A 23,838-nucleotide genomic window follows, 5' to 3' on the forward strand; every position below is an offset into this window, starting at 1 on the left:
CCGTTTGAATTTACGACCATTTTTTTATACGGTGTCCATAGAAAGCATAAAAAACCAGATACAGGTAACAGGGTATCAGTACCCAGTAGGCCTCCCGGGTTCCATGCAGATCGGCCAGGTGACCATACACCAGTGGCAGGATGCCATTGCCGCAAAGCCCCATGATCATTACCGAAGCGCCCAGCTTGGTAAATCGTCCCAGCCCGTTTATAGCCAGCGGCCAGATACCGGCCCATATCAGTGAATTGGCAAAGCCCAGCAGTGCCACAAACCAGATAGAGGCGTCGATGGTATGCCCCAGGAATGTACTGCTGCCTTTTACAAAAAGAATGAGCAGCGAAAACAGGGTACCCAGCAGGGTACAGGTCTTTAACGCCTGTTTCTGACTGATGAACCGCGGTATCACGATCACGCCCAGCACGTAACCGCAGATAGTGGCAAACAGGGTATAAGAAGGAAATACCTTAGCCTCCAGCAGGGGCATCTGCATGGAGGTGGCATAACCAATGATCGTATCAATTGAAATCACCTGCGTGCCTACATGCAGGAAGATGGCCACTGCTCCCAGGATGAGGTAGGGAAAATCGAAAATGCTTTTTTTATCCGCATTGGCTTTTGATACCTCCGGGTCTTCTTTTTCTGTATTGATCTCCGGCAACGGCGATTTCATGATCAGCAATCCCAGCAGCAACAGCACGATGCCCACCACAAAGTAAGGAACCATTACCCGCTGGATCAGCTCATCCAGTACCTGCTCCCGTTCGCCCGGCTGCATCAGCGGGATGCGTTTGAACAGCTCCGTATCCGTTTTACGTAAAATAACTGCTGCAAAGATCAGCGGCGCCAGTATACCGGCACCTTTGTTACACACGCCCAGGATACTGATCCGCTGTGCCGCCCGGTCAATGGGTCCCAGGATGGTGATATAGGGGTTGGCTGCGGTTTGCAGCACGGATAGCCCTACACCCAGCGCAAACAACCCGGTTAAAAACAGGCCATATGTACGAACGGCAGCGGCCGGTATAAACAGGAAGGCACCAATGGCCATTACACCAAAACCAATAGCCATGCCCTTTTTAAACCCCGTTCGCTTTAACAGGTAGGAAGCCGGCACGGAGATGATCAGGTAAGAGATATAAAAGGCAAACGTAACAAAGTACGATTCAAAAGTGGTAAGCTCACAAGCGATCTTAAAGTAAGGGATCAGGATGGAGTTTACCCAGGAGATGAAGCCGATCACAAAAAACACTACGGCGATAATGCCGATAGAAACACCCACCTGTTTATTCGTAAGCGCGGAAGCAGATACCGCTGTATTTTTCTCTTTCATATTTATCGCCGGGATCAGCCCGTTTATGGCTTTCGACCGTTTTTGCTAAGTTATCGATTATTGATATGCCGCTGTCTTTTGAAGCGCACAAATAACCGGTAACGTTACCGGGATCCCTGCCGATAACGTTACCGTTGTTTTATTCGCCGCGCCGCTTTTATTCCTCTTTGTTAATTGATACTTTTGATACGGCGATGTACCCATCGCTTCACTCTTAAAATTAGTTTATTGCTATGGAATTGATCATACAAAACGATAAGTATGCCCTGGGAAATGCAGCCGGAACACAAGCAGCCAACATCATCCGGAACGCCATTGAGCAAACCGGGAAAGCCAACATCATCCTTGCCACCGGCACCAGCCAGTTTCAGACACTGGAACAGCTGATCAGGGAAGACATCGATTGGAGCAAGGTTGTGATGTTTCACCTTGATGAGTATATCGGGCTGCCCATCACGCACCCGGCAAGTTTCCGGAAATATCTTAAAGAGCGTTTCCTCGATAAGGTTGCACCGCTAAAAGCCTATTATCTCATCAACGGAGAAAACGATGCAGAAGAAGAGCGGCAGCGGTTGAACCAGCTGATCCGGCAATATCCCATTGATGTAGCATTGGCAGGCATCGGGGAAAACGGTCACCTGGCGTTTAATGATCCTCCGGCCGACTTTCATACCGAAGATCCTTACCTGATCGTAAACCTGGACGAAAAGTGCCGGTTGCAGCAAATGGGTGAAGGCTGGTTTGCCACCGTAAACGATGTACCGGCGCAGGCCATCAGCATGTCGGTAAAACAGATCATGAAATCGGGTCATATCATTTGCTCCGTACCGGACAGCCGCAAAGCGCAGGCCATTAAAGACTGTGTGGAGCAGCCGGTAAACCCGATTTTTCCGGCCAGCATCCTGCAGGAGCATCCCTCCTGCGGATTATACCTGGATGAAACCTCCGCCGCCTTGCTGGCACCGGCTTTTAAATAAGAATGAATGCCGGGTTCGATCCGAAATATCATGGTGTTACTGGCCCTTGCATGGGCAATGCCCGGTGTATATGCACAGCAAAGCGTCATTGATCCTATCCCGGAAGACGGGTTACCGCTGGCACAGATATTTGATAGTGGCGTACCGGATCCTTCCGTATATCTTCAGCACCTCAACAAGGTATACTTTATCTGGGGTGCCCGCGCTCCCAAACAACCCGGGGCCATCGTGGCCAGCAAATACTTTCCTTCCGTACGTAATCCGGATCGCAAGCGGGATATTGAATGGTATAAAAAAAATCACCCCGACTGGATCCTGTACCAGGCCGACCAGACGACACCGGCCTATGGCTATATCTATGACTATGGCGGACTGGTGCCCCTGGATGTATCCAACCCCGCCGTAAGACAGTACTACCTTAACGAATTTATAATGCCCGCGGTAAAAAAAGGCTACAGTGTAGTGGCAATGGACAATGTAGACCTGGGCAACTGGCCGGGGGCCGTGGGCCGCTTTGTAAACGGGCAATGGGAACAGCTTTATACGGGTAAAAAAAACGACACGGCATTTCAGCAGAATATGATCCGCTGGATACAATTCCTGTCGGACCAGCTGCATCCCCTGGGTGTACGTGTTGCCGCCAATATTAAAGCCGCCAGCGCATCACCGGATGTGGTGCTGCGCATGATGAACAGTGCAGACATCTGGCTGGACGAAAATGGGTTTACCCATACCGGCAAAAATGTAACGGGCAAGGCCTGGGAATTACAGCGTTTCTTTTTAGAGCGGGTAGCTCCTTCAAAAGGATATATTTCCATCAACCAGGTGAATGGCACGATAGACCAGGCAGATCCCGCGCAACTTGAATGGGTGATCGCTAATTTCCTGCTACTGCGCGGTCCGCAAAGCCTGCTGGCCTTAACCGGCTTTGAAAAGAAAGCCATTTACCAGGAATTTCATTACCGGCCGGAAATGGATATCCATATCGGTGCCCCGGTTGAAAAGCCACATACGGAGCAGCAGGTATGGGTACGGCGGTACCAAAAAGGAATGGTTTATGTAAACCCATCTCCCCGGGATACCATCCGCATCCAGGTTCCTGAAGAAAATTGGAGAACGGTGCATGGCTCTTTAAAACAAAAAACAATATCATTACCACCCGGTTCCGGCAGGATACTTATACAGGAACAGGCCGGCGGCTTATAAAACATACAGGAGCGCGGCGTTACAATAAGATACCGTTGGGGAGTGAACAGATCCCGGCTTACAGGAAACGGTTGATAAAATCACCAGCATATGAAGCAACGATTGATGCTGTTAGGCACAGCAATGAGTTTACTGGCGTTTGTGTTAGAGGGCACAGCACAGCAGCTGCCACCGGTACAAAAAGCGGAACCCAAATGGGCGGACGGGTTCCCGGTGATCATGATCGGCAACTGGGATGTAAAACCAACCTTCCGGCGCCGGGCAGGTGCCAACCCGGTATGGATAGATGATGTTTATAAAAAAGCTTCTACTGAAGACCAGGTAAAAAAATATAAGGAGATGGGGGCAACCATGGTGATGGCCTTTTTTTATAAAGGGTTTGGCCTGGTTGCCGAAAAAGAGGAGATCGATGCTTCCCGTAAACTGGCAGCACTTTGTAAAAAATATGGATTGAAAGTAGGCGTGTACATAGGTGCTACCCTGCCTTATGAAACCTTTCTTCCTGAGGTTCCCGAAGCAACGGATTGGATCGTACCGCCTTACATGGGACAGCCGGTAACCTATGGCAGCCAGACATTCCGCAAACTGGTATATTTTCAGCATGAAGGGTACAAGGCCTATATCAAACGGGTTTTAAAAATTGCCGTCGAAGAGCTGAAGGCGGACCTTGTTCATTTCGACAACTCCTCCATTCAGGCCATTGCACCGGTATTTTACCACCCGCTGGCCATAGCACAGTTCCGGGATTTCCTGCGTAAAAAATATACACCGGAGCTGCTTAAACAACGGCTTGGATTTAGTAATGTGGATTATGTAGAACCACCCGCCTATACCAAAAGCATCAGCATCCTGCATGATCCGCTGGCACAGGAGTGGACCGATTTCCGTTGTCAGCGGCTGGCCGACTACTACGGGGAGATGGCACAATACATACGTAGTCTGAACCCCGAAGTAGCCGTAGAATGCAATCCACACGGGCTGGACGGCCGTAACGCTATGTGGAATGAAAGTGTTGATTTTCCACGCATCCTGGCACATACGAATTATTTCTGGACCGAAGGGGAACAAACAGCGCTTACTGCAGACGGCGTACTGCTTTCCAAGATCCGGACCTTTAAGATGGCGCGTACCCTTAACAACCGGGTGTTTACCAATACCAGCGACAGCAAATTAAAAATGGCGGAGATCCTCGCTTATAACCGCGATGGCATTGGCCTGATCGGGGGCTCGGAAGAGATGGAGGGCGGCAAACATCAGTCGGCCTTTCAATTACCGCAGGATCAGAAAGATTACGTACAGTTTTTCCATGATCATCCTGAATACTACACCCACACAAAGAATATTGCAGACGTGGCCGTGTTGCATACTTTTAACAGCATGGCGTTCAACAACGACCGCCCTTATCAAAGCACGTTCCTTTTTGAACAAAGCCTGATACAGGGCAAAGTTCCCTTTGATATTATTTTTGATGCGCAGCTTACCAGGCTGGAACAGTATAAAGTACTGGTACTGGCCGACCAGGAATGTCTTACAGACGAACAGCAGGAGCGCATCCGCGATTTTGTACGCAAAGGCGGTGGTCTTATTGCTACCGAACATACTTCCCTGTACAACAGCTGGCACCAGCGAAAAGAAAACTTCGGACTCTTTGATCTTTTTAAGGTACAGGCACCGGAATGGCAGAACCGCAGCACACCCGAAACCATTTTAGCCGTAAAAGAACAACGGAATGCCGTTGGCAAAGGCAGGGTCTGCTATTTACCCGAAGTGATCCCCTCCCAGCCCAAGCCCGCTACGATGCCGATGTCTGGTAAATCGTTCCAGCTTGCCAAAAACCATCGCCAGTTGATAGAAGCCGTGCAATGGGCTTCCGGCAATGGATTATCATTACAAGTGGAAGCACCGGAAACCGTGACCATGGAACTGGTAAAACAGGAAGAGCGCAATCGCCTGTTGTTACACCTTGTTAATTTTAATTACGAAAACGCCGGTGTGGAACATATCAACGTCTCCCTGAAAATCCCGGATGGTAAAAAGATCCAGGCGATAAAAATATTAAGCCCCGATCGTAAGACAAGCGACACGGTCGCATTTCAACAGGAAAAGGGAAGCGTACAATTTACGGTACCGAAGCTGGCATTGTATGACCTTGTAGAAATCCGGTTCCGGTAACAATAGAGCGAACAAAGATCATTCCTGGTATTGCTCACAGATGACACAGATTCGCACTAAAGGCTTTAATATATTATCGCCACTAAGGCACTAAGACGCTAAGTAACACAAAGAAAAAAGCTTCGTGTTTCTTTGTGGCAAACTCCTCACCTGTCGCGGCTTTGCTCCTTGCGTGCAATAAGAACCACAGTAGCGTTGTGCCTTTGAGGCTTGTTTTATCTTTTTGATAAATCCACAGGTAACGTTAACTTTAAGGGAACAGGAATGCCTTGTGGAACATTGAGCAAATTCAACCTTAGTGGATCTTCGCGCCGTCGTACCTTTGTGCCCATCCTAAATATTGCTCACAGATTCGCACAGAAGGTTTTAATCTATTATCGACACTAAGACACCAGAACGCTAAGTAACACAAAAAAGCTTCGTGATTCTTTGTGGCTTCGTGTCTTTGTGGCCCACGCCTTTGGCTATTTTATTTCAAATACTTTGCCACCGGCAGTTTCAGCTCTTTCAGCCCTTCAGCCGCCAGCCTTGCCGCCTCTGTGGCGCCCTGCACACACAAATGCGTGTCGTCCTTTTTACCATCCGGTAATTTGGTAAATTTTCCCGGCTCAATGTGCACATATAATTTTTTTGATTTCTCCGGTCCATACTGTTGAACAAGCGCCCGGAATTTTGTATTCAGGTCTACCAGCGGTACGTTCAGCTCCTTAGACAGGCGCCGTACTTCTGTTACATAACCCTCAAAGCTATCGGGCAATAACTGACCACTTTTATCAAACCGTCTTCTGGCTAACGAAGTAAATAAAACAGGAAGCGCCTTTTTTGCTCTTACTTCATTAATGTAATCCGTCAGGTATGCACGGTACGTGGTCTGCGGATCGGTATGCCTTGCCGAATCCGGTTTTTCATCGTTGGGCCCAAACATGATAAATACATAGTCCCCTGACTGCACCTGCTCAATGGTTTTTTTCCAGAAGCCCTCTTCCCGGAAACTTTTTGAACTTCTTCCGCTGCGGGCCATATTATGGATCACCACATCATCCTTAAAAAACTGCGGCATCATCTGCATCCATCCGCGGATGGGATAATTTTCACCTCCAAATCCATTCAGATACCGTTGATCATAATCGCACATCGTAGAATCCCCGATGGAGTAGATGGTGATCTTTTTTTGCGCATTAAATGCGAGCAGCAAGGTCATAATACATAAAGCAAGAATTCCTTTTTTCATACAGAAAAATTTGTAATAATTGATTCAATGCTGTTTCCTTAAGCGGTCTTTATAGTTGCCACTGATTGCTCCCGTGGAACCGTCTCCAGGATCTTTTTGAATACGACCAGCTGCTGCCAAATCTACGGTTCGATCTAACCGCAATGGACGCAAAGTATCCGCAATAGTCGCAATGGGAACCTGAAGATTGAAAATTCCCTTAGCGTTCCTTGCGTGGCCTTTGCTCCCCTTGCGGTTGTGTTCACCCTCCGGGATGCCAGCGTACAATTTACCACTTTAAGGAAATGGCATTGATAAATGATTCGATAATATACTGCCAATGTAGTTCTTTACATACCAAATTCCACAGGAACACCCAAAAATATCACCGGTATCGTTATCGATAACGATACCATTAATTTTTAGCACCGCTCCGTTTCACATCTGGAACAAAAAGATCTATCTTGTCTCTGAATAAAACGCATTGCACCGGATCGACGGGTGTTTAATTGAATTAGAGCGAGCCATTAACCGGGAACATGTTTACCCCTCCGGTGATCATCCCAAACGTCCTTGCCTGGTTATTCATTTATCAAAATATACAATGAATGAAAAGAATCGTAGTACTGCTTTTAATAAGTCTTAATTTTTCGTGGAGCCAGGCACAAAATGGCCGGCGTGTTAGCGGAACCGTGCTGGATTCTACAGACAATACACCGCTGGTTGGTGCCACCATTCTGCAAAAAGGAACGGCAAGAGGTACACAAACCAATAGCCAGGGCAAATTCAATCTCTTAATACCGGCAACGGATACACCGGTGGTGCTGATGGTACAGCATATCGGCTATAATGCACAGGAAGTACGATCGGGGACCGGGCCACTGCAGATTAAACTTTCTACTACAGTTGCGCAGATGGATGAAGTGGTGATGATCGGGTATGCAACCGTGAAAAAGCGGGACCTTACGGGATCCGTTTCTTCCCTAACCAGCAAACAATTAAAAGATATACCGGTAAACTCTCTGGCCGAAGCACTTACCGGCAAACTGGCCGGTGTGCAGGTAACCACATCGGAAGGCGCACCGGGTGCAGAAGTGCAGATCAAAATAAGAGGGAATGGCTCCATTACCCAGGACGCGTCGCCCCTTTATATTGTAGACGGGGTGCAAATAGAAGGCGGGCTTTCCGGGCTTTCGCCGCAAGACATTGAATCAGTAGATGTATTGAAAGATGCCTCCGCCACATCCATTTATGGCGCCCGGGGCGCAAACGGCGTAATCATCATTACTACAAAAGGCGGAAAAGAAGCAAAACCCATCGTTACTTACAATGGGTTTGCTGGTATTAAAAAGCTGGCCCAAGAACTGCCGGTTCTACAGCCTTATGACTTTGTACTGCTTCAATATGAAAAAAGCAGGGGAACCACTGAAGGCCAGGATGCTTTCCGGAAAATTTATGGTAAGTGGGATAGTTTGAATGTCTACCAATCCATGCCCTTTATTGACTGGCAACACAAAACATTTGGTAACGATGCATTGATGCAAACACATAATGTTGGTATTTCCGGCGGCACCCGGGCCACGCAATACAACCTCAGTCTTACCAGCAACGGGGAAGACGGTGTGATGCTGAACTCCGGTTATAACCGCAAGCTGGTTACCTTCCGGATGGATACCCGGGTAAGCAATGCATTCAAAGTAGGATTCAACGTACGTTATACCAACCAGGCCATTACCGGTGCCGGCACTTCCGATGCCGGGGCCTCTACCTACAACCTGCTGCGACATACCGTAAAATACCGGCCATTCATGCTGAACAATTTATTACCGGATGACCTGGATGAAGCCTATTATGATGAAACCAATGCCGGAAACGCACTGGGCATCATCAACCCCATTCAGCTCAGCAATGCCCTGTACAGCAAAAAGCTCAATCATATTACCAACCTCAACGGGTATGCGAATTATATCTTCAACAAACAATTTTCATTTAAATCCACACTGGGTGTAAACTACAACAACCAAACCTACAACACCTTCTACGACTATATTACCTCCAAGGCCCGCGTACAGGGTGCCAGCATGCCTATGGCCGGCGTGCTTACGAATAATGTGTACAATCTTTCCAATTCGAATGTGCTTACCTTCACCAACTCCCGCTCATCCGATCATCGCATTGATGCATTACTGGGTAATGAGTTCTATAATGTAAAAGCGAAAAGTACCGATCTGCAATTGAAAAACTTTCCCATAGGCATTACTCCGGAAAAGGCATTGAACCAGCTGAATATCGGAACCATGGTACCCACCTACCCGCAATCCAATAGCTATGAAAGCCATATTGTATCCTTCTTTACCAGGATCAATTATGCGTATCAAGACCGGTTCCTTGCCAACTTCAGCCTGCGTGCGGATGGTTCTTCCAAATTTGCACCAGGTCACCAATGGGGATACTTTCCTGCCGGCGCACTGGCATGGCGTCTTTCAAAGGAATCCTTTCTCGCAAATAGCAAGGTTATATCGGATCTGAAACTCCGCGTCAGCTATGGTGCTACCGGTAATAACCGGATCGATGATTATCTTTATATGAATATTTTCAGTCCTACTGCAAAATATGCACTCAATGAGCAGATCGTACCGGCCTATATGGTAGGCAGCCTTCCCAATAAAGACCTGAAATGGGAAACCACTGTTTCCCGAAACATCGGTCTGGACCTTTCCCTCTTTAAAAACCGGTTACAGCTTACGGCAGACGTATATAAGAACACGGTCAACAACCTGCTGATCGACGTTCCCATTCCTCCCACATCGGGATATACCACCCAGCTCCAAAATGTGGGCAGTATTTCCAACCGGGGCATCGAGCTTCAGTTAACGGCCATTCCCGTTCAAAAATCCAGCTTTACCTGGAATACGGAATTCAATATATCCTTCAACCGGAACCGGATCGAACGGCTGGCAAGCGGTCTGGATCATTACTTTGCCTATTCCGGTTTCGGCATCTCCGGACAGCCGGCCGATTATATCGTAAAAGTTGGCCAGCCCCTGGGAACAATGTATGGCTATGTATCGGACGGCTTTTATACGGTGAATGATTTTAATTACGATGCCGCCACCAGTATTTATACGTTAAAGGAAGGTGTTGCAGATCCGTCAAAAGTCATTGGCGTTGCCCAGCCCGGCTGGATGAAACTAAAAGACCTTGACGGTAATCATATCATCGATGAAAATGACAAAACGGTTATAGGGAATGCCAATCCCAAATTCTCCGGGGGATTGAACCAGCGGTTTACCTATAAGCATTTTGACCTGGGCCTGTTTGTGAACTTTGTATATGGTAACCAGGTGTATAATGCCAATAAGATTGAATTTACCAATGGATATGGTTCGCACACCAATTCCCTGGCGATTATGAACGACCGCTGGCGCACGATAGATGCGAACGGTAACCTGATCCAGCAGGTGCTAACCGAATCGGGGCAACAGGTTGTAAAAGGTATTGCGCCCGATCAGCTGGCGGCCATCAATGCACAGGCAAAACTCTGGATCCCTATCAGCGGCGCCGGGGCCTGGTACCCTACTTCCTGGGCTATGGAAGACGGATCCTTCCTGCGGATCAATAACATAACCCTCGGTTACACGCTTCCGGAAACGGTGGTTCGCCGGATCAAATTAAAAAGTCTGCGGGTTTATACGACTGTTAACAACCTGGCCGTGCTCACCGGTTATTCCGGTTATGATCCGGAAGTAAATACCCGCCGGGCAACACCGGTAACGCCGGGCGTAGATTATTCCGCCTATCCCCGGAGCAAGGTTTATATCATCGGCTTAAATGTTTCACTGTAATATATGTTGATTATGATAAAGCAACGATCTCTTCTACCACTTTTTGCTGTTGCAGCCCTGCTGCTCGTTTCCTGTAAAAAGTACCTGACGCTGGAACCACAGTCGGCATTTGATGAAAAATATATCTTCAGTTCAGCCGCAAATGCCCGGAGCGCGGTACTGGGCGTGTATGACCAGCTGGCGGGAGATCAGGGTTATGGCAGCCGTTTAAGTATGATGTATCCCTATGACAACGACGAAATGATCGGCGTCACTAATGGCACTGCACCAGACAATAGTTCCCGCGATCTTTCGCGGTACAACCTTCAGCCAACCAATGCGCAGCTATTGGCACCGTTCAACCAGCTTTATTCCGGAATTGAACGGGCTAATATTTGTATTAAAAACATTCCGGCCATGGAATTGTACAATAACGGCAGCGAAGCCGAAAAAACGGAGTTAAAAAGACTGCATGGCGAAGCGCTCACCCTGCGGGCGCAGTTTTACTTTGAGCTCATCCGCAACTGGGGCGATGTGCCGGCTCCCTTTAGTCCTTCCGGTGACCAGGTAAATCTTTTCCTTGGGAAAACAGACCGCGATATTATTTATGATACCCTGCTGGCCAATCTGAAACTGGCCGAAGACCTGGTACCCTGGCGCAAGGCCGTTGCTTCCGATGAACGCATCACGAAAGGTACGGTTAAAGCCCTGCGTGCCCGGCTGGCATTATTCCGGGGCGGATACTCATTGCGCAAATCCGGAAATATGGAACGCAACGCCGATTACCTCGACTATTATAAAATAGCAAGAGATGAATGCTATGACTTGCTTCAGCGGAGAGACCAGCATACGCTCAATCCCAGCTTCCAGTCTGTGTTTAAGGATGGTATCGATTCATACAGAATCGATCCTTTCGGAGAAGTAATGTTTGAAGTAGCGATGGCCCGCGAGGTAGACAGTAAACTGGGGTATTATGATGGTCCGCGGTTTTATATCCCGGGGAATACGGCACTGCTGGGCAATGGATCCATTCGGATCATCCCGGTATATTTTTATGCTTTTGACTCGATCGATACCCGACGTGATGTAACCTGTGCGCCTTATTACAACAATGCAGACAATACCAAAACAGTACAGACCCTGGTAAATATGACCAATGGAAAATTCCGTTCGGACTGGATCACGCCGGCATTGACATCGGCTATACAGGCCACTGGTATCAACTGGCCGGTCCTGCGTTTTTCGGATGTATTGCTGATGTTTGCCGAAGCGGAAAATGAACTCAACAACGGACCTACCGCCGATGCCATACAGGCATTTGAGGAAGTACGGAAAAGAGGGTTCAAAGGAAATGAAGGCCGCATTGGCACTACGCCTTCCGACAAACAGGGATTCTTTGACGCGCTGGTAAAAGAACGTTCTTTTGAATTTGGAGGAGAGGGTATCCGTAAATATGATCTGATCCGCTGGAACCTGCTGGCTCAGAAAATAAATGATGTACGCGACGGTTATACAAAGATGATGAACTTCCAGGCGCCCTATGATAAAATACCACAGTATATGTATTACCTGCCCGGATCGCAACAGGTGGTATTTGCCAACTCGTTATACCGGCCATCCCCTTCCGGCGCAACGGGCTATACCCGCGTTAACTGGACGCGGTCCATTACCGCATCCTGGGTTACCAATGTGGCACAGCTGTTCAAACCCAACCACAGCGAGCTGCTGCCGATCCCCCAGGCTGTAATCGACGCCAATCCAAAGATTACGCAAGACTATGGGTATTGACCAGCAACGGAATTTTTATCGCTGCTGTTTTAATGAGGCCCGGCGCCTCATTTTTTGTTGCGCCTATTGCCACAAAGGGTATAGAAGCACTGATCCTGGCATCCTTCCACCACCGGCGTAGTAGCTTTGAATGTCAGGGAATACTAAAAAGCATTGACCATGTGACCGCAACACGCTGTCCCATCGCCGCATAAAACGCATGCCTCATTTTACGGTTGAATCCTTTGTGCCCCCTGTGGCAATTAAAAAAACGTCCGTCTTTTATTTCCTGCAATTAATACGCCTGATGTTTTAATTTTGCCTGGGTTTCTACTAAACGAAAGACGCATGAAAAAAATATCGTTCCTGTTCCTATTTGCTCCGGCGCTGTTCTTCAGTTGTAAACATACCGATAAAAAAAGCAGTGCGCCTTCGGGTAGCGACTCGCTTTCCGCAACGCAGGCTCCGGGTAATTATTACCTCCAATATGAAGGAACCATCGGCAATCAGCCGGCGGTTATGCATGTGGTAAAATTCGGTAACACTTACGATGTTAATTATACCAGCAATAACGAGGGACAAACCGTAGACCTTTTGTTTCAAAAAGACAGCCTGCTTAAAAACGACAGCCTGTTTTTTACAGCATTCGCCCCGCGTTCTGTACAGGAAGATCCCAATGGCACCGATGCCGCCTTCCACCTGGTGATCCGGCCAGATGGGATCACCGGCCTGAAAATAAACAACAATGAACGCCAACCGGTACAGTTTCATCCAAAGGAAGGAGGCAGCGCCTTTGTACCCGTTGGCTACCTGGATTCGATCCGGATCACCGGTTTTAAAAAAGATACGCCCACCGCCTTTTCAAGCCTGGTATTACTGGAACCGGGCGGCACTCCAAACAACTGGTTTACCGCACTGTTAAAAAAACATATCCTGGGTGCACAACGACCGGATTCCACATCCCTGCAAACCGCCCTTACGCAATTTGGAAGAAGCTTTATTGAAAATTTTCGCGACGACATCGATACCATGAAAGCCGCGGGCAATGCAGATGAAGCCCCCTTCTCGATGATGCATTATGATCAGCAGATCAGTTCCAACCTTATTTATAATAATAATGGGTATGCCGTTCTCAGCGTGGGCAATTACGCTTACACCGGCGGGGCGCATGGCATCTACGGTCAAACCATGCTTTGCCTGGATATGCAGCAGCAAAAAGAGCTGCTGCTGGGCGATGTACTCCGGATCGACCCGGCAACGCTGCAACCCATCCTGGAACGTCATCTCAGGGCACGCTATAAAATCGCAGCGGATACGCCGTTAACGGATATCCTCTTTGATGAACGGCTGGCCCTTACCGATAATTTTTATTTTACCCCTAAGGGCATCGGGTTTATTTACCAGCCTTATGAAGTAGCCGCGTATGCCCTCGGATTAATTGACATATGGGTTCCGTACACCGATCTCAGGCCCTACCTGCAGCCGGCCTTTATACAACGAATGGGCATCTAAAATTAGTTTTCTTTAACAAATGATGCAGAACGCCCTAACTTATTTGATAGTATCTTAGCACAAATGGTAAAACTGCTTACACTATGTAGCTGCCTGGTATTTGCGCTGACGGTTTCAGCGCAGTCTGACAGTGCTCCTTCCAGGCAAACAGGCAGCCATAAGATGAACGACTATATTTCTGTCCGGAAAAAAAACGGTATCACAGTCCGGAATTTTTATGCAGGTATGGACATCCGTTTTATCGGCACCGATGGGTTTTCCTATGATGGCCCGATCGACGCCATTGCCCGGGACACCGTTTTTATTGCCTCTTACAAAACCAGCCGGTACCAGAATATACTGGGTTATGTGGTTACGGACACGCTTCGAAAAGATATCATCCCCTTTCATTATAAAGAGATCAAAACGATTTATGTTCCCCGGCACAAAGGCCGCAAAACCGTATGGGTACCGTTGGGCGGGTTAATGGCCCTTGGTGGTTTTGGATACGATGTATTGAATATCATCAACGGCCTCCGCTCCAATGAGCCGGTTTTTAAAGGAAAGAACCTTGCGGGTTTGGGTATTGCTACAGCTACCTCTGTTGCCGGCATCTGGCTGGTGAAAAAAACCGCCAGTACAAAGAACCGGTACCGGATCGTATATGTGGATATGCAGTGATCTTTGCCCCATCCTTAGATACGGAACAGGTCGTCATCTTACAGCAGCATGCAATTTCAATTTGGAAATTTGGAAATGTGGGAATGTGGAAATGGTGAATGGTCCATAGTCAATGATTAATGGTCGGTGTTTTTTTTCATTTCCCTTGTCTCCATGTCCTCCAAAACCATTAGCTTCAGCGTTCAGCTATCAGCCATCAGTTTTCAGTTCATCACGTTCAGGAATATAAATCTGCCCTGTCACATCAAGTGTAAAACGGAATCCAACCTGGAACTTGAACCCTGAAACTTGAAACGGCGTTTGGCCTTCAGTTATCAGTATTGCATCAACCCTGAAACGGCATTCCGCCCTAGTTCTGGATCTTCCCGAAGAAATCAGCCGGCCGTAAACGGATGCCAAAATTGTAAGGCGTATGATCCAGGCCACGTTTGTACATGCTTTTAAATGCATACGATCCATATAAGGTAACCACTCCCAGGGTAACATCTCCTACATAAGACAGTTTCCAGGGATCCAGGTCAAAATTATCTTTTGCCTTTACTTTCCCTTCATCAGAAGTGATGGTTTTATTCCGGGCAGCATATAAATAACCCACACTGATACCGGCACTCAGTTCAAACGGATACAAGCGGTCCGGAGTGAAATTAACATTCAACATCAGCGGCACCGTAATATAATCGGCAGCAAGTTTATCCTTCCGGTAGTTCCGGCCCGGCGTTTCGTCCATGGAAACAACCGGGGGATTCACAATCGCCGTTGCCGGATGCGGATCAAACCGTACCGGGTTCTTAAACCGGTAATTGTTCAGCTCCAGGCCTAATCCATACTTCAGGTTCAAAAAATGCTGAAGAAGATTGTACCGCTGTGTAACGATCCATACATTCACATTCCTTGATTTGAAATACTTCGTAGTAAACCATTGCGCATTACTTCCGGGGGCATAGGCCTGAGCCGCTGCATCGGTGTAATTGGTACCATCGGCAAAATTAGACATGCCGATATCTACCATTCCCCATTCGGTAGAAACATTCTTCAGACTCTTTTTTGTATTGATGCTTTTTAGAAACCCTTTTTTGGGCTCCCGTTCTACCGGTTTATTATCCCGGATAATGGTTACACCGTTGATCACCAGCGTATCCGGTTTGTCCTGTGCCTGCGCAGCGGCTACCCACGCAATCATAAAAGTCAGCAGTAATGTTTGTTTCATCTTTATACAAATCAGTGGCATTACAAATCAGTTTGCTGCAAAATCTGGTTTATTCAATCAATAAAGATAGGAAAGAACTTGTTTACAAAATTATAAACCTATCCGTACTCCAATGGTATAGGGAGTGAGGTCCAAACCACGTTTAAACATGCTCCTGGTAGCAAAGGAACCGTATACCCCCAGGTACCCCAGGTTCACCTCTCCTACATAGGAGATCTTCCACGGGTTTAAACTGAAGTCATCTTTGATCTTATGTTTTCCTTCTTCCGCATTTATGTATTTATTTCTTGCGGAATACAGATACCCGGCGCTGATGCCCCCGCTCAATCCAAATTCCTTACTGGCTTTTATACGCACACTTTTACGGTTCACTTCTACCACTTTCCGGTTTTTAACAGGAAATGATATGTTTAGCATGACCGGCAATGTAAGATAATCTGCAGCAAGTTTGTTTTTCCGGTAGGTATGCCCGGGTGCTTCATCCATGTACACTACTGCCGGAATAGCTGCATCCGTAGCCGGGCGCGGGTTGAACCGCACGGGGTTTTTGAACCGGTAGTTGTTCAGCTCCAGCCCCAGGGAATATTTCAGATTCAGTACATGGCGTACCAGGTTTACTTTTTGTGACAGTACCCAGATATTTACATTCACCGACTTCCCACTTCTGAGGTCGAGCCAGGAACCTGTAGCACCCGGAGCAAAAGCCTGTGTAGCGGCATCCGCATAAACGGTATTATCTACAAAGTTTGCAAATCCCAGGTCAATACTCAACCAGCTGGTGATCACGTTCTTTACACGGCTGGCCTTTACCCAGGGCTGCCCACTGGCGGTAATGATCACAGAATCTTTCTTTTTACTGGTAACTACTTTTACATTGATTTCAGTGGTATCGGTGCCTTGCTTGTCCTGCGCCAGCAAACAAACAGGTGCCATTAAAACTGTAAGTAATACAATTATTTTTATCGTTTTCATTATTTCTATTTTACGTTCACAGCAAAGCCTGCAATGGTTACCTGCCCCTCGTCGTTTACAAGTGCCCCGGATACCCGCTCCTCAATGCGTTGCGTTAACTTTTTGAATAAGGATTTTTTTGTTTTGGGTTGGTTTTCTTCCCCGGTTGCTGCCAGTGCCGGTGGTACGGATGGAGCTGGCTTCAATACGGCGGGTGGAGGTGTTTCTACGTTGTGTGCGGCCAGGTTAGCATCCTTCGGAGCGTCCACATCGGTATTGCGCAGAACCTGTGTGGGTTGGCCCGGTACGGCGGTGGCTGGTTTTGTCTGGGCAACAACAGGAACATGGGTGGCCGCGGTCGGATGCTCTTTTTTAACCACCCGGTTGTCATTTTCAGGATGACCCGGAGCCTTGTAAGCAGCTACAGCTCCCTGCTCTGTGTTGCCGGGTTGTGGCAGTGTATCGGCAGCAGCAATATGGGGCTCCGCAGGAACACTGGCGGCGGAGTTTCCGGCTAAGGATTCCTGCTGCCTGGAGTGCCCCGCATCTGCCACACCCGGATGGCCATGTGGCTGCATCCACAAAATGGTGCCCACTGCAATCACCGCCACAGCCGCGGCAACAGCGCTGCCCCATCTTTTAAGCGATACCAGCTTTGAGGTCCGGTACAAACGGGCTTTATCAGGATACACCACACTCATATCCGGCACAGCGATGGTCTTTTCAAACGCCTGCAGACGTTTGGCCAGTTCCGGATCCGGATGTTGCAACGCTTCGGAGATTGCTGCCGGAACCGCTTCCTTATCCAAGTAAGAAAGCAGGGCATCATCCGTAACCGTTGCGGCGCCAAAGAACAGTTTTGATTTGTTGGGGAACACTATGGCCGGGTCGGCGGCCTGCCGGGTACGGAGCAATTCCTCCAGCATGGACTGTGTTTCCGGATGCTGTAATAAAAATGCTTCCACTTCCGCGCGTTCATCCCTGCTCAGTTCATTATCCACATACATAAGGAAATAAGCTTCATAATTGGCCGGATTTATTTTTCCTTGCATGGTTATAATACGTTTTCAATTTTAACCAGATAATCTTTCAGCTGCAAACGTGCCCGGTGCAGGTAAACCTTTACCTGACTGGCCGAAAGCCCTGTAATGTCCCCGATCTCTTCATAACTGTACCCTTCATAATCTTTTAACAACACCAGCGACCGTTTCGTATCATCCAGGCGTTCCAGGGCGCGGTTTAATACCTCTTTTAAATTCCGGCTTCCCTGCTCCGTGTACCGGTCATAAGCGCCCATCGACTCCTCGTAGATCATCCGTTTATGCTTCCGGATATGATCGATCATTTTCCGGTAGGCGATGGTAAACAGCAATGATTTCGATTTTTCGACCTGCACCTCGCTCCGCTGCTCCCAAAGCGCCTGAAAGGAAGATTGTACCACATCTTCCGCATTTGCCGCATGCTTCAGGTTTTTTACAATAAACCGGTACACATTGTCCGCATACATTGTTACACATTCGTTATATTCCTTTTCCGTCATAGATCCAGTAGCAGGGTTGTAGTTATTTTCTTTTTTGAACCGGTTTATAGGTAATACGGGGGAAGGGATTAAAAAGTTACAGGAAAATCTATTTTTTGGGGGAATTTGAAAATATGAGCATTTGGAAATGGGAGCGTGTGGGAATGGGATTGTATATCAGGAAGGGACCGGATCTGAGGTGGAATATGTGTTCAGCTTTTAGCAATCAGTTTTCAGTGATCAGTCTTCAGTTTTTAGTTGATTCCGTTCAGGGGTCCTGCCACATCAGGTGCAAAACGGATCTAACGTGGAACTTTGAACCTGAAACCGGCCACCGGCCCTACCGCAACACCATCTGGCGGTCGGCATCCAGCCGGATAAGGATAAACAGCAGGATGGTAAAGGTAAGCAGCGAGGTGCCTCCGTAACTGATCAGCGGCAGGGGAATGCCAATTACCGGGGCCAGCCCGATGGTCATGGCAACGTTTACCGCAATATGGAAGAAGAATACCGATGCCACTCCATAGGCATAGCAGCGGCTGAATGTACTTCGCTGCCGCTCGGCGATGCGTATGATCCGGAATAACAGCAATATGTAAAGCCCCAGCAGGGCCACGCTTCCCACAAAGCCAAATCCTTCTCCAATGGTATCAAAAATAAAATCGGTCCGCTGTTCGGGAACAAAGCCATAGCGGGTTTGCGTACCGCTCAGCAATCCTTTTCCCATCAATCCCCCGCTTCCCACGGCTATTTTGGACTGCTTTACGTTGTAATCGGCCGTATTGTTCTGCTTCCCGGTTTTTGCATCAATTTCGCCCATTTTCCCCTTGAGGTATTCCTGGGGAATTTCCCGTCCGATGGTACTAAAGATGCGCTCCACCTGGTGTTTTTCCAGTATATGCTCAAACATAAAGGGCACGCCAAAACGCTGAATGCCCACACAAAGGACCCAGATAAGTATAATTTTAACCAGAAATGCTTTATCTTTTTTGATCTGCCGCAGCGAAAACAACACTACTATTCCCGCAATGACCGTTAAAATAACTGCCAGCAGGTTTTTATCTACCAATAATGTGGCCACCACCAGCGCTGCTGCCGCAAAACCGATCACAAGGATAATAGCCGGCAGCCCTTCCCGGTACATAACAAAAAAGAAGGCACAGAACACCAGTGCCAAACCCGTTTCTTTTTGAAAAATGGTTAAAATAGCCGGCGTCATCACAATGGCCGTTGCAATCAGCTGGGAACGGGTCCTGGTAAAATCCAGCTCCGGATCCGAAAGATATTTGGCCAGCGCCAGGGCTACGGTTACTTTACAGAATTCTGCCGGCTGAAACTGAAAGGCTCCCAGCCGGATAATCGATTCAGTACCTTTTACCGAAGAGTGAAAGGGAAATACCAGCAGCAACAACAGCATACCGCCGGCATACCAGAGGTTGGCCGTAGCCGGAAAAAACTTACTGTCTGTTAAAAGGATAAATAACCCCAGCAGCAGCGACACTCCGGCAAAGTAGAACTGCCGGCTGTAATCCGTTTTAAAACCCAGGAAGCTTTGCAGCACCGGGTCGCCCTCCGTATAAGTTACTCCAAAGATGGCCATCAGTCCTATGGCAACCAGCAACAGGTATACGATCAACAGTATGTAATCTACCCCTTTGGATATTTCGGCTTTTTTCTGGCTCATATAATTTCTTCGGAAACGGTAACGGGTCTGCGGTATTTTCTATCTTCTGTTATAAACGTAATCAGCGCCGCAGATTTTTTCTGCGCCGGTTTCGGATCCGGTTTTGGTTTGTCACCGGTTTGCGCAGAATCCTTTTTGGGCGCTGCCTTTTGTACGCCTCCTTTCAGGTAACGCCGCAGCTGGGTACTGTCTCTCCGGATCATGGCCCACTGCTCTGCTCTTGTTGAATCCGTAATATACTGCAGCCGGTCGTAATAAGACGGCATCAGGTTGGTATTCGAAATCCGTTCCAGGTCCGCCTTGCTTTTGTTGGTTAAGCTGTCCAGTAAATATTTTTCCATCAGGATCCGGGCAATCGGACCGGCCCAGGTAGCTCCATAGCCCGCATTTTCAACCGCAACGGCTATAGCGATCCGTGGATTGTCTTTTGGAGCAAAGCAAACAAACATCGAGTTATCCTTCAGCTTGATCCTTCTCCGGTCCAGGATGGTATAGTTCTCCGCAGTACCTGTTTTGGCACACACATCAATACCAGGGATCATTGCCACCCTTGCCGTACCCCGGGTTACCACATCATTCATACCATTGATGATCGCGTTATAAGCCGTGTCTGAAATATGCGTTAACACCTCGTGCTTTTCCCGGTATTTTGCCAGGATGGGCGCATCCGCGGCCGTTTCGCCATTGATGCTGTCTACAAAATGCGGAGTATAATAATATCCTTTGTTGGCGATAATACACATGGCATTGGCCAGCTGCAGCGGAGTGGCCAGCATCTTATCCTGGCCAATACCCAGGGTAAGATTGGTACAGGAGTTCCAGGAGCCCCGGTACTCCTTATCATAAACCTCTACGGTTGGAATATTGCCTTTATCTTCACTGGGCAGATCTACCCCCAGGCGTACGCCCAGACCAAATTTATGCATGTATGTTTCCCAGCCTTCATATCCTTTACGGGTATTGCCGATCTGCCGGTTATCTACTGCCTTCCGGTACACATCTACAAAATAAGAGTTGCAGGAATTGGCAATGGCCAGCCTTAAATTAGCAGCATGCCCGCCACCGGAATGCGTACAGGCCGGTTTACCCGTTCCGCAACCATAGTAGCGGCCCGGACAGGGATATCCGTAAGCGGGCGTAATAACGCCTTCATCCAGCGCTACCAGGCCACCCAGGGGCTTAAAGGTTGACCCCGGGGGATACCTTCCTTTAATGCCCCGGTTTAGCAGGGGTGCCCGAACGTTGAGGATCATTTTGGCGTAGTTGGCATTTTTTTCAGGGCCGGTAAGGTCATTGGGATTGAAAACCGGACCTGAAGCCATTGCCAGGATCCCACCGGTTTTGGGATCCAGCGCCACTACAGAGCCCACTTTATTTGCCAGTAATTTTTCGGCCAGCACCTGCAGTTCCACATCCAGGTGGGTCTTTAATCCCCGGCCGGCAACAGCGGTGGTATCAAATTCTCCATTTTCATAATGGCCCACCAGGCGGTTCCGGTTGTCCTTGATCATATACTGCACCCCCCGCTGGCCCATCAGTACTTTTTCATAAGCGTATTCCAAACCGTTCTTTCCCACATAATCGCCCATGCGGTAAAAATTGCCAGACCGCTCAATGTCTTTACCATCCACCTCACTGATATATCCCAGGATATGCGCGCCCACATTGTACGGATAGGTACGTACAGGGCGCTGCTGCAGCACAAAACCCGGGAACCGCCAGCTATTCTCTTCAAACCGGGCCTGCATTTCGGGCGTCAGCAGCGAATGAAAGATCGATGGCCTTACTCTTGAGTTTTTAACGATCGCATTTACGATCCTTGCACGGAATTCGGCGGTGTCGATCTGCATCAGGTTACAAAAGGCCGTCGTATCCAGGTTCTTTATCTCCGCCGGTGTTACCATCAGGTCGAACATAATGGTATTGTTCAGCACTGCCTTCCCCTTCCGGTCGAAAATAATTCCCCTCTCCGGGTAAACGATCTTTTGAAATACGGCGTTATTCTTGGCAAGCTCCAGGTATTTATTACTTACCAGCTGCAGGTTGGCCAGCTGGGCAATAATAATTATAAATACGGAAAGGAATATGATCCGTATAATATAACTTCTCGACTTATTGAACACCGACATATTTAAACCTGGGAACTTTTGTAAGAAAAGTCAAAAATAGTACAAAACTGTTTATGATTCCAGTTATCGGTTATCAGTTTTTAGTTCCGGGCAGCAAGTTGAGGATGTCGCTGAAACCGGCAGAGGAGCCATTCCTGGTTTCAAGTTTCAGGCGTGCCCGCCGAGGCGGGTTAGATCCCATTTTACACCCGATGTGGCGGGACAGATCTATATCCCCTTACGTAATCAACTGAAAACTGATTGCTGATAACTGATGGCTAAAGTTTTTTGAGAGACAAGTGGGACAGGGGAATTACTGTTTGTTCACATTGATTATTCACCATTGCCTCATTTCCACATTCTCACATCTTCAAATTTCCACATTACGCCGTATTCGTACGATAGCGTTGTTTGCGGAAGAAAAGCAGTTCTGTGATAAAGATCAGCAGCATGCTTATAGCAGTGGTAGTCAGCACTTTCATCAGGAAATTGATAAAGGCGCCAAAGGATAACCATTCTAAAAACAGGAGATAAAAATTATGTGCAAATGAAAGGAGCAGCGCGTAAAGGCTATATGCACTCCATCCCATCGCCCGGGGAGAGGGTTCCTGGTAGGTGTACCCTACTGCATCCTTGGGCGAAAGCAGGTGAAGGATGAAGGGGCGTAAAAAGGCCACCAGCACACAGGCGGCGGCATGTAACCCGGGTGTCATGGTAAAATAATCAACCGTCATGCCCAGTAAAAAGCCCAGCAGCAGCAGCCAGCCCCTTTTTATAGAAAAAGGCAGCCAAAGCAGGTATAAAAAGTACAGGTAGGGGGTGATGAGTTCGTGCAGGTGTGGCATGCTGTTAAATACATACACCTGTACAAATACGAACAGTGAAAAACGGATGATATTTTTTACAAGATCGCTCACTTATTTCCAGATTTTGCTTCAACCTTCCGGCCGGTTTCCGCGCTCAACTGCTGAAGCGCGGCATAGTTCAGATTTTCTACCACAAATACCTGCTGCAGGCTTCCAAAGTTAGCCGCAGGCTTTATTTTCAGGATCCAAAAATTGGTAGCCTCATCCTTTAATATTCTTGATACCGTACCCACCATTTTTCCGGGGGGAAAACTCAATGAGTAGTTACCGGTAAGAATGGTATCCCCGATATGCACCGTGTCCGTTTTCGGAATGCCATTCAATGTAAGCTCCGTAGGTATTCTGCCGTCCCAGGAGATGATGCCGGCATTTCCCGTCTTTTTAAGCTGCACGCTCAGCTTATTCATTACATGCAGCAGGGTCATTACCTCGCTGAAATCCTTCCCGGCATTTACCACCTTCCCTACCAGGCCTCCGTTAGAACTGAAAACCCCCATATCGCTTTCTACGCCCGAACTCGTTCCCCGGTTGATTTGCAGGTAGTTTTTATCGCTGTTTACCGTAGCATACAGTACCTGGGCGGTCCGCCAGAGATAGCGCCTTGCCTTGCCGGTTGTATCCACCGTTGCCGTATCATGCACCAGGATGGCATTGCTATCGATCTGCACGAAGTTTTCCTTCATGAGGTTCATGAGCGAATCATTCAGTTGGTGTACCCGCTTATTCTCCGCCTTCATGCGGAAAAAATCTTCCAGTGAATTGTATTTGGAATTGAAATAGCTGGTGATCCGCCCCGCGGTTTCCATGCCTTTAACCCGGTGTAACCGATTGTACGTAAACAGGTT

At 48.0% G+C, this 23,838-nt stretch carries 17 protein-coding genes; 7 read left to right on the top strand and 10 right to left on the bottom strand.

Annotated elements, in window-relative coordinates:
• Positions 1-10: 10 nt before the first annotated feature.
• Positions 11-1,330, bottom strand: coding sequence for a sugar MFS transporter (locus tag Q1V85_RS07710; protein ID WP_300598726.1), 1,320 nt, complete (start codon positions 1,328-1,330; stop codon positions 11-13).
• Positions 1,331-1,563: 233 nt separating this feature from the next.
• On the opposite strand from Q1V85_RS07710, the gene Q1V85_RS07715 reads away from it, so the two are divergent.
• The 3 genes from Q1V85_RS07715 to Q1V85_RS07725 all read left to right on the top strand — a co-directional run bounded on the left by Q1V85_RS07715 (position 1,564) and on the right by Q1V85_RS07725 (position 5,685).
• Positions 1,564-2,307 carry a glucosamine-6-phosphate deaminase gene (locus tag Q1V85_RS07715; protein ID WP_300598727.1) on the top strand — a complete coding sequence of 248 codons (744 nt, stop codon included), beginning with the start codon at positions 1,564-1,566 and terminating at the stop codon, positions 2,305-2,307.
• Between the two features lie 6 nt (positions 2,308-2,313).
• Complete coding sequence (locus Q1V85_RS07720; RefSeq protein ID WP_300598728.1) at positions 2,314-3,513, top strand: putative glycoside hydrolase; 1,200 nt, start codon at positions 2,314-2,316, stop codon at positions 3,511-3,513.
• A gap of 90 nt (positions 3,514-3,603) precedes the next feature.
• On the top strand, positions 3,604-5,685 hold the full coding sequence (locus Q1V85_RS07725) for a hypothetical protein (RefSeq protein ID WP_300598729.1): 2,082 nt from the start codon (positions 3,604-3,606) through the stop codon (positions 5,683-5,685).
• Positions 5,686-6,154: 469 nt separating this feature from the next.
• On the opposite strand, the gene Q1V85_RS07730 is transcribed toward Q1V85_RS07725, so the two are convergent.
• A complete protein-coding gene (locus tag Q1V85_RS07730) occupies positions 6,155-6,916 on the bottom strand; it encodes a rhamnogalacturonan acetylesterase (protein ID WP_300598730.1) in 762 nt (253 codons plus the stop codon).
• Between the two features lie 587 nt (positions 6,917-7,503).
• Between Q1V85_RS07730 and Q1V85_RS07735 the strand changes: the two genes are divergently transcribed.
• From Q1V85_RS07735 to Q1V85_RS07750, 4 genes are all read left to right on the top strand, one after another.
• Entirely contained in the window at positions 7,504-10,740 is a 3,237-nt protein-coding gene (locus Q1V85_RS07735; protein ID WP_300598731.1) for a TonB-dependent receptor, read from the top strand.
• Positions 10,741-10,752: 12 nt separating this feature from the next.
• Entirely contained in the window at positions 10,753-12,507 is a 1,755-nt protein-coding gene (locus Q1V85_RS07740) for a RagB/SusD family nutrient uptake outer membrane protein (RefSeq protein WP_300598732.1), read from the top strand.
• Positions 12,508-12,834: 327 nt separating this feature from the next.
• Positions 12,835-13,998: a DUF3298 and DUF4163 domain-containing protein gene (locus Q1V85_RS07745; RefSeq protein ID WP_300598733.1), complete on the top strand. Its 1,164-nt coding sequence runs from the start codon at positions 12,835-12,837 to the stop codon at positions 13,996-13,998.
• Between the two features lie 63 nt (positions 13,999-14,061).
• Complete coding sequence (locus tag Q1V85_RS07750; RefSeq protein WP_300598734.1) at positions 14,062-14,658, top strand: hypothetical protein; 597 nt, start codon at positions 14,062-14,064, stop codon at positions 14,656-14,658.
• A 349-nt stretch (positions 14,659-15,007) separates the two neighbouring features.
• Here the strand turns inward: Q1V85_RS07750 and Q1V85_RS07755 are convergent, their stop codons facing one another.
• The 8 genes from Q1V85_RS07755 to mreC all read right to left on the bottom strand — a co-directional run bounded on the left by Q1V85_RS07755 (position 15,008) and on the right by mreC (position 23,799).
• On the bottom strand, positions 15,008-15,865 hold the full coding sequence (locus tag Q1V85_RS07755) for an outer membrane beta-barrel protein (RefSeq protein WP_300598735.1): 858 nt from the start codon (positions 15,863-15,865) through the stop codon (positions 15,008-15,010).
• A 90-nt stretch (positions 15,866-15,955) separates the two neighbouring features.
• Complete coding sequence (locus Q1V85_RS07760) at positions 15,956-16,837, bottom strand: hypothetical protein (RefSeq protein WP_300598736.1); 882 nt, start codon at positions 16,835-16,837, stop codon at positions 15,956-15,958.
• Positions 16,838-16,842: 5 nt separating this feature from the next.
• Positions 16,843-17,868, bottom strand: a complete 1,026-nt coding sequence (locus Q1V85_RS07765; protein ID WP_300598737.1) for a hypothetical protein — start codon at positions 17,866-17,868, stop codon at positions 16,843-16,845.
• A 2-nt stretch (positions 17,869-17,870) separates the two neighbouring features.
• Positions 17,871-18,356, bottom strand: a complete 486-nt coding sequence (locus Q1V85_RS07770; protein WP_300598738.1) for an RNA polymerase sigma factor — start codon at positions 18,354-18,356, stop codon at positions 17,871-17,873.
• Positions 18,357-18,675: 319 nt separating this feature from the next.
• Complete coding sequence (gene rodA / locus Q1V85_RS07775; RefSeq protein ID WP_300598739.1) at positions 18,676-20,019, bottom strand: rod shape-determining protein RodA; 1,344 nt, start codon at positions 20,017-20,019, stop codon at positions 18,676-18,678.
• Entirely contained in the window at positions 20,016-22,148 is a 2,133-nt protein-coding gene (mrdA, locus tag Q1V85_RS07780) for a penicillin-binding protein 2 (RefSeq protein ID WP_300598740.1), read from the bottom strand. The genes rodA and mrdA overlap by 4 nt, the downstream gene beginning before the upstream one ends.
• Positions 22,149-22,510: 362 nt before the next feature.
• Complete coding sequence (locus Q1V85_RS07785; protein ID WP_300598741.1) at positions 22,511-23,044, bottom strand: rod shape-determining protein MreD; 534 nt, start codon at positions 23,042-23,044, stop codon at positions 22,511-22,513.
• Positions 23,041-23,799 (bottom strand): rod shape-determining protein MreC, encoded by a 759-nt coding sequence (gene mreC, locus Q1V85_RS07790; RefSeq protein WP_300598742.1) that lies wholly within the window; start codon positions 23,797-23,799, stop codon positions 23,041-23,043. The genes Q1V85_RS07785 and mreC overlap by 4 nt, the downstream gene beginning before the upstream one ends.
• Between the last annotated feature and the right edge of the window lie 39 nt (positions 23,800-23,838).

The organism is Niabella sp., assembly GCF_030150205.1.
Lineage (GTDB): Bacteria > Bacteroidota > Bacteroidia > Chitinophagales > Chitinophagaceae > Niabella.

Bases quoted from the DNA above. Each gene is read 5' to 3' on its own strand.
- mrdA (WP_300598740.1), bottom strand. From the start codon at position 22,148: ATGTCGGTGTTCAATAAGTCGAGAAGTTATATTATACGGATCATATTC.
- Q1V85_RS07750 (WP_300598734.1), top strand. From the start codon at position 14,062: ATGGTAAAACTGCTTACACTATGTAGCTGCCTGGTATTTGCGCTGACG.
- Q1V85_RS07760 (WP_300598736.1), bottom strand. From the start codon at position 16,837: ATGAAAACGATAAAAATAATTGTATTACTTACAGTTTTAATGGCACCT.
- Q1V85_RS07725 (WP_300598729.1), top strand. From the start codon at position 3,604: ATGAAGCAACGATTGATGCTGTTAGGCACAGCAATGAGTTTACTGGCG.
- rodA (WP_300598739.1), bottom strand. From the start codon at position 20,019: ATGAGCCAGAAAAAAGCCGAAATATCCAAAGGGGTAGATTACATACTG.
- Q1V85_RS07720 (WP_300598728.1), top strand. From the start codon at position 2,314: ATGCCGGGTTCGATCCGAAATATCATGGTGTTACTGGCCCTTGCATGG.
- Q1V85_RS07735 (WP_300598731.1), top strand. From the start codon at position 7,504: ATGAAAAGAATCGTAGTACTGCTTTTAATAAGTCTTAATTTTTCGTGG.
- Q1V85_RS07770 (WP_300598738.1), bottom strand. From the start codon at position 18,356: ATGACGGAAAAGGAATATAACGAATGTGTAACAATGTATGCGGACAAT.
- Q1V85_RS07740 (WP_300598732.1), top strand. From the start codon at position 10,753: ATGATAAAGCAACGATCTCTTCTACCACTTTTTGCTGTTGCAGCCCTG.
- mreC (WP_300598742.1), bottom strand. From the start codon at position 23,799: ATGGAAACCGCGGGGCGGATCACCAGCTATTTCAATTCCAAATACAAT.
- Q1V85_RS07710 (WP_300598726.1), bottom strand. From the start codon at position 1,330: ATGAAAGAGAAAAATACAGCGGTATCTGCTTCCGCGCTTACGAATAAA.
- Q1V85_RS07715 (WP_300598727.1), top strand. From the start codon at position 1,564: ATGGAATTGATCATACAAAACGATAAGTATGCCCTGGGAAATGCAGCC.
- Q1V85_RS07745 (WP_300598733.1), top strand. From the start codon at position 12,835: ATGAAAAAAATATCGTTCCTGTTCCTATTTGCTCCGGCGCTGTTCTTC.
- Q1V85_RS07755 (WP_300598735.1), bottom strand. From the start codon at position 15,865: ATGAAACAAACATTACTGCTGACTTTTATGATTGCGTGGGTAGCCGCT.
- Q1V85_RS07730 (WP_300598730.1), bottom strand. From the start codon at position 6,916: ATGAAAAAAGGAATTCTTGCTTTATGTATTATGACCTTGCTGCTCGCA.
- Q1V85_RS07765 (WP_300598737.1), bottom strand. From the start codon at position 17,868: ATGCAAGGAAAAATAAATCCGGCCAATTATGAAGCTTATTTCCTTATG.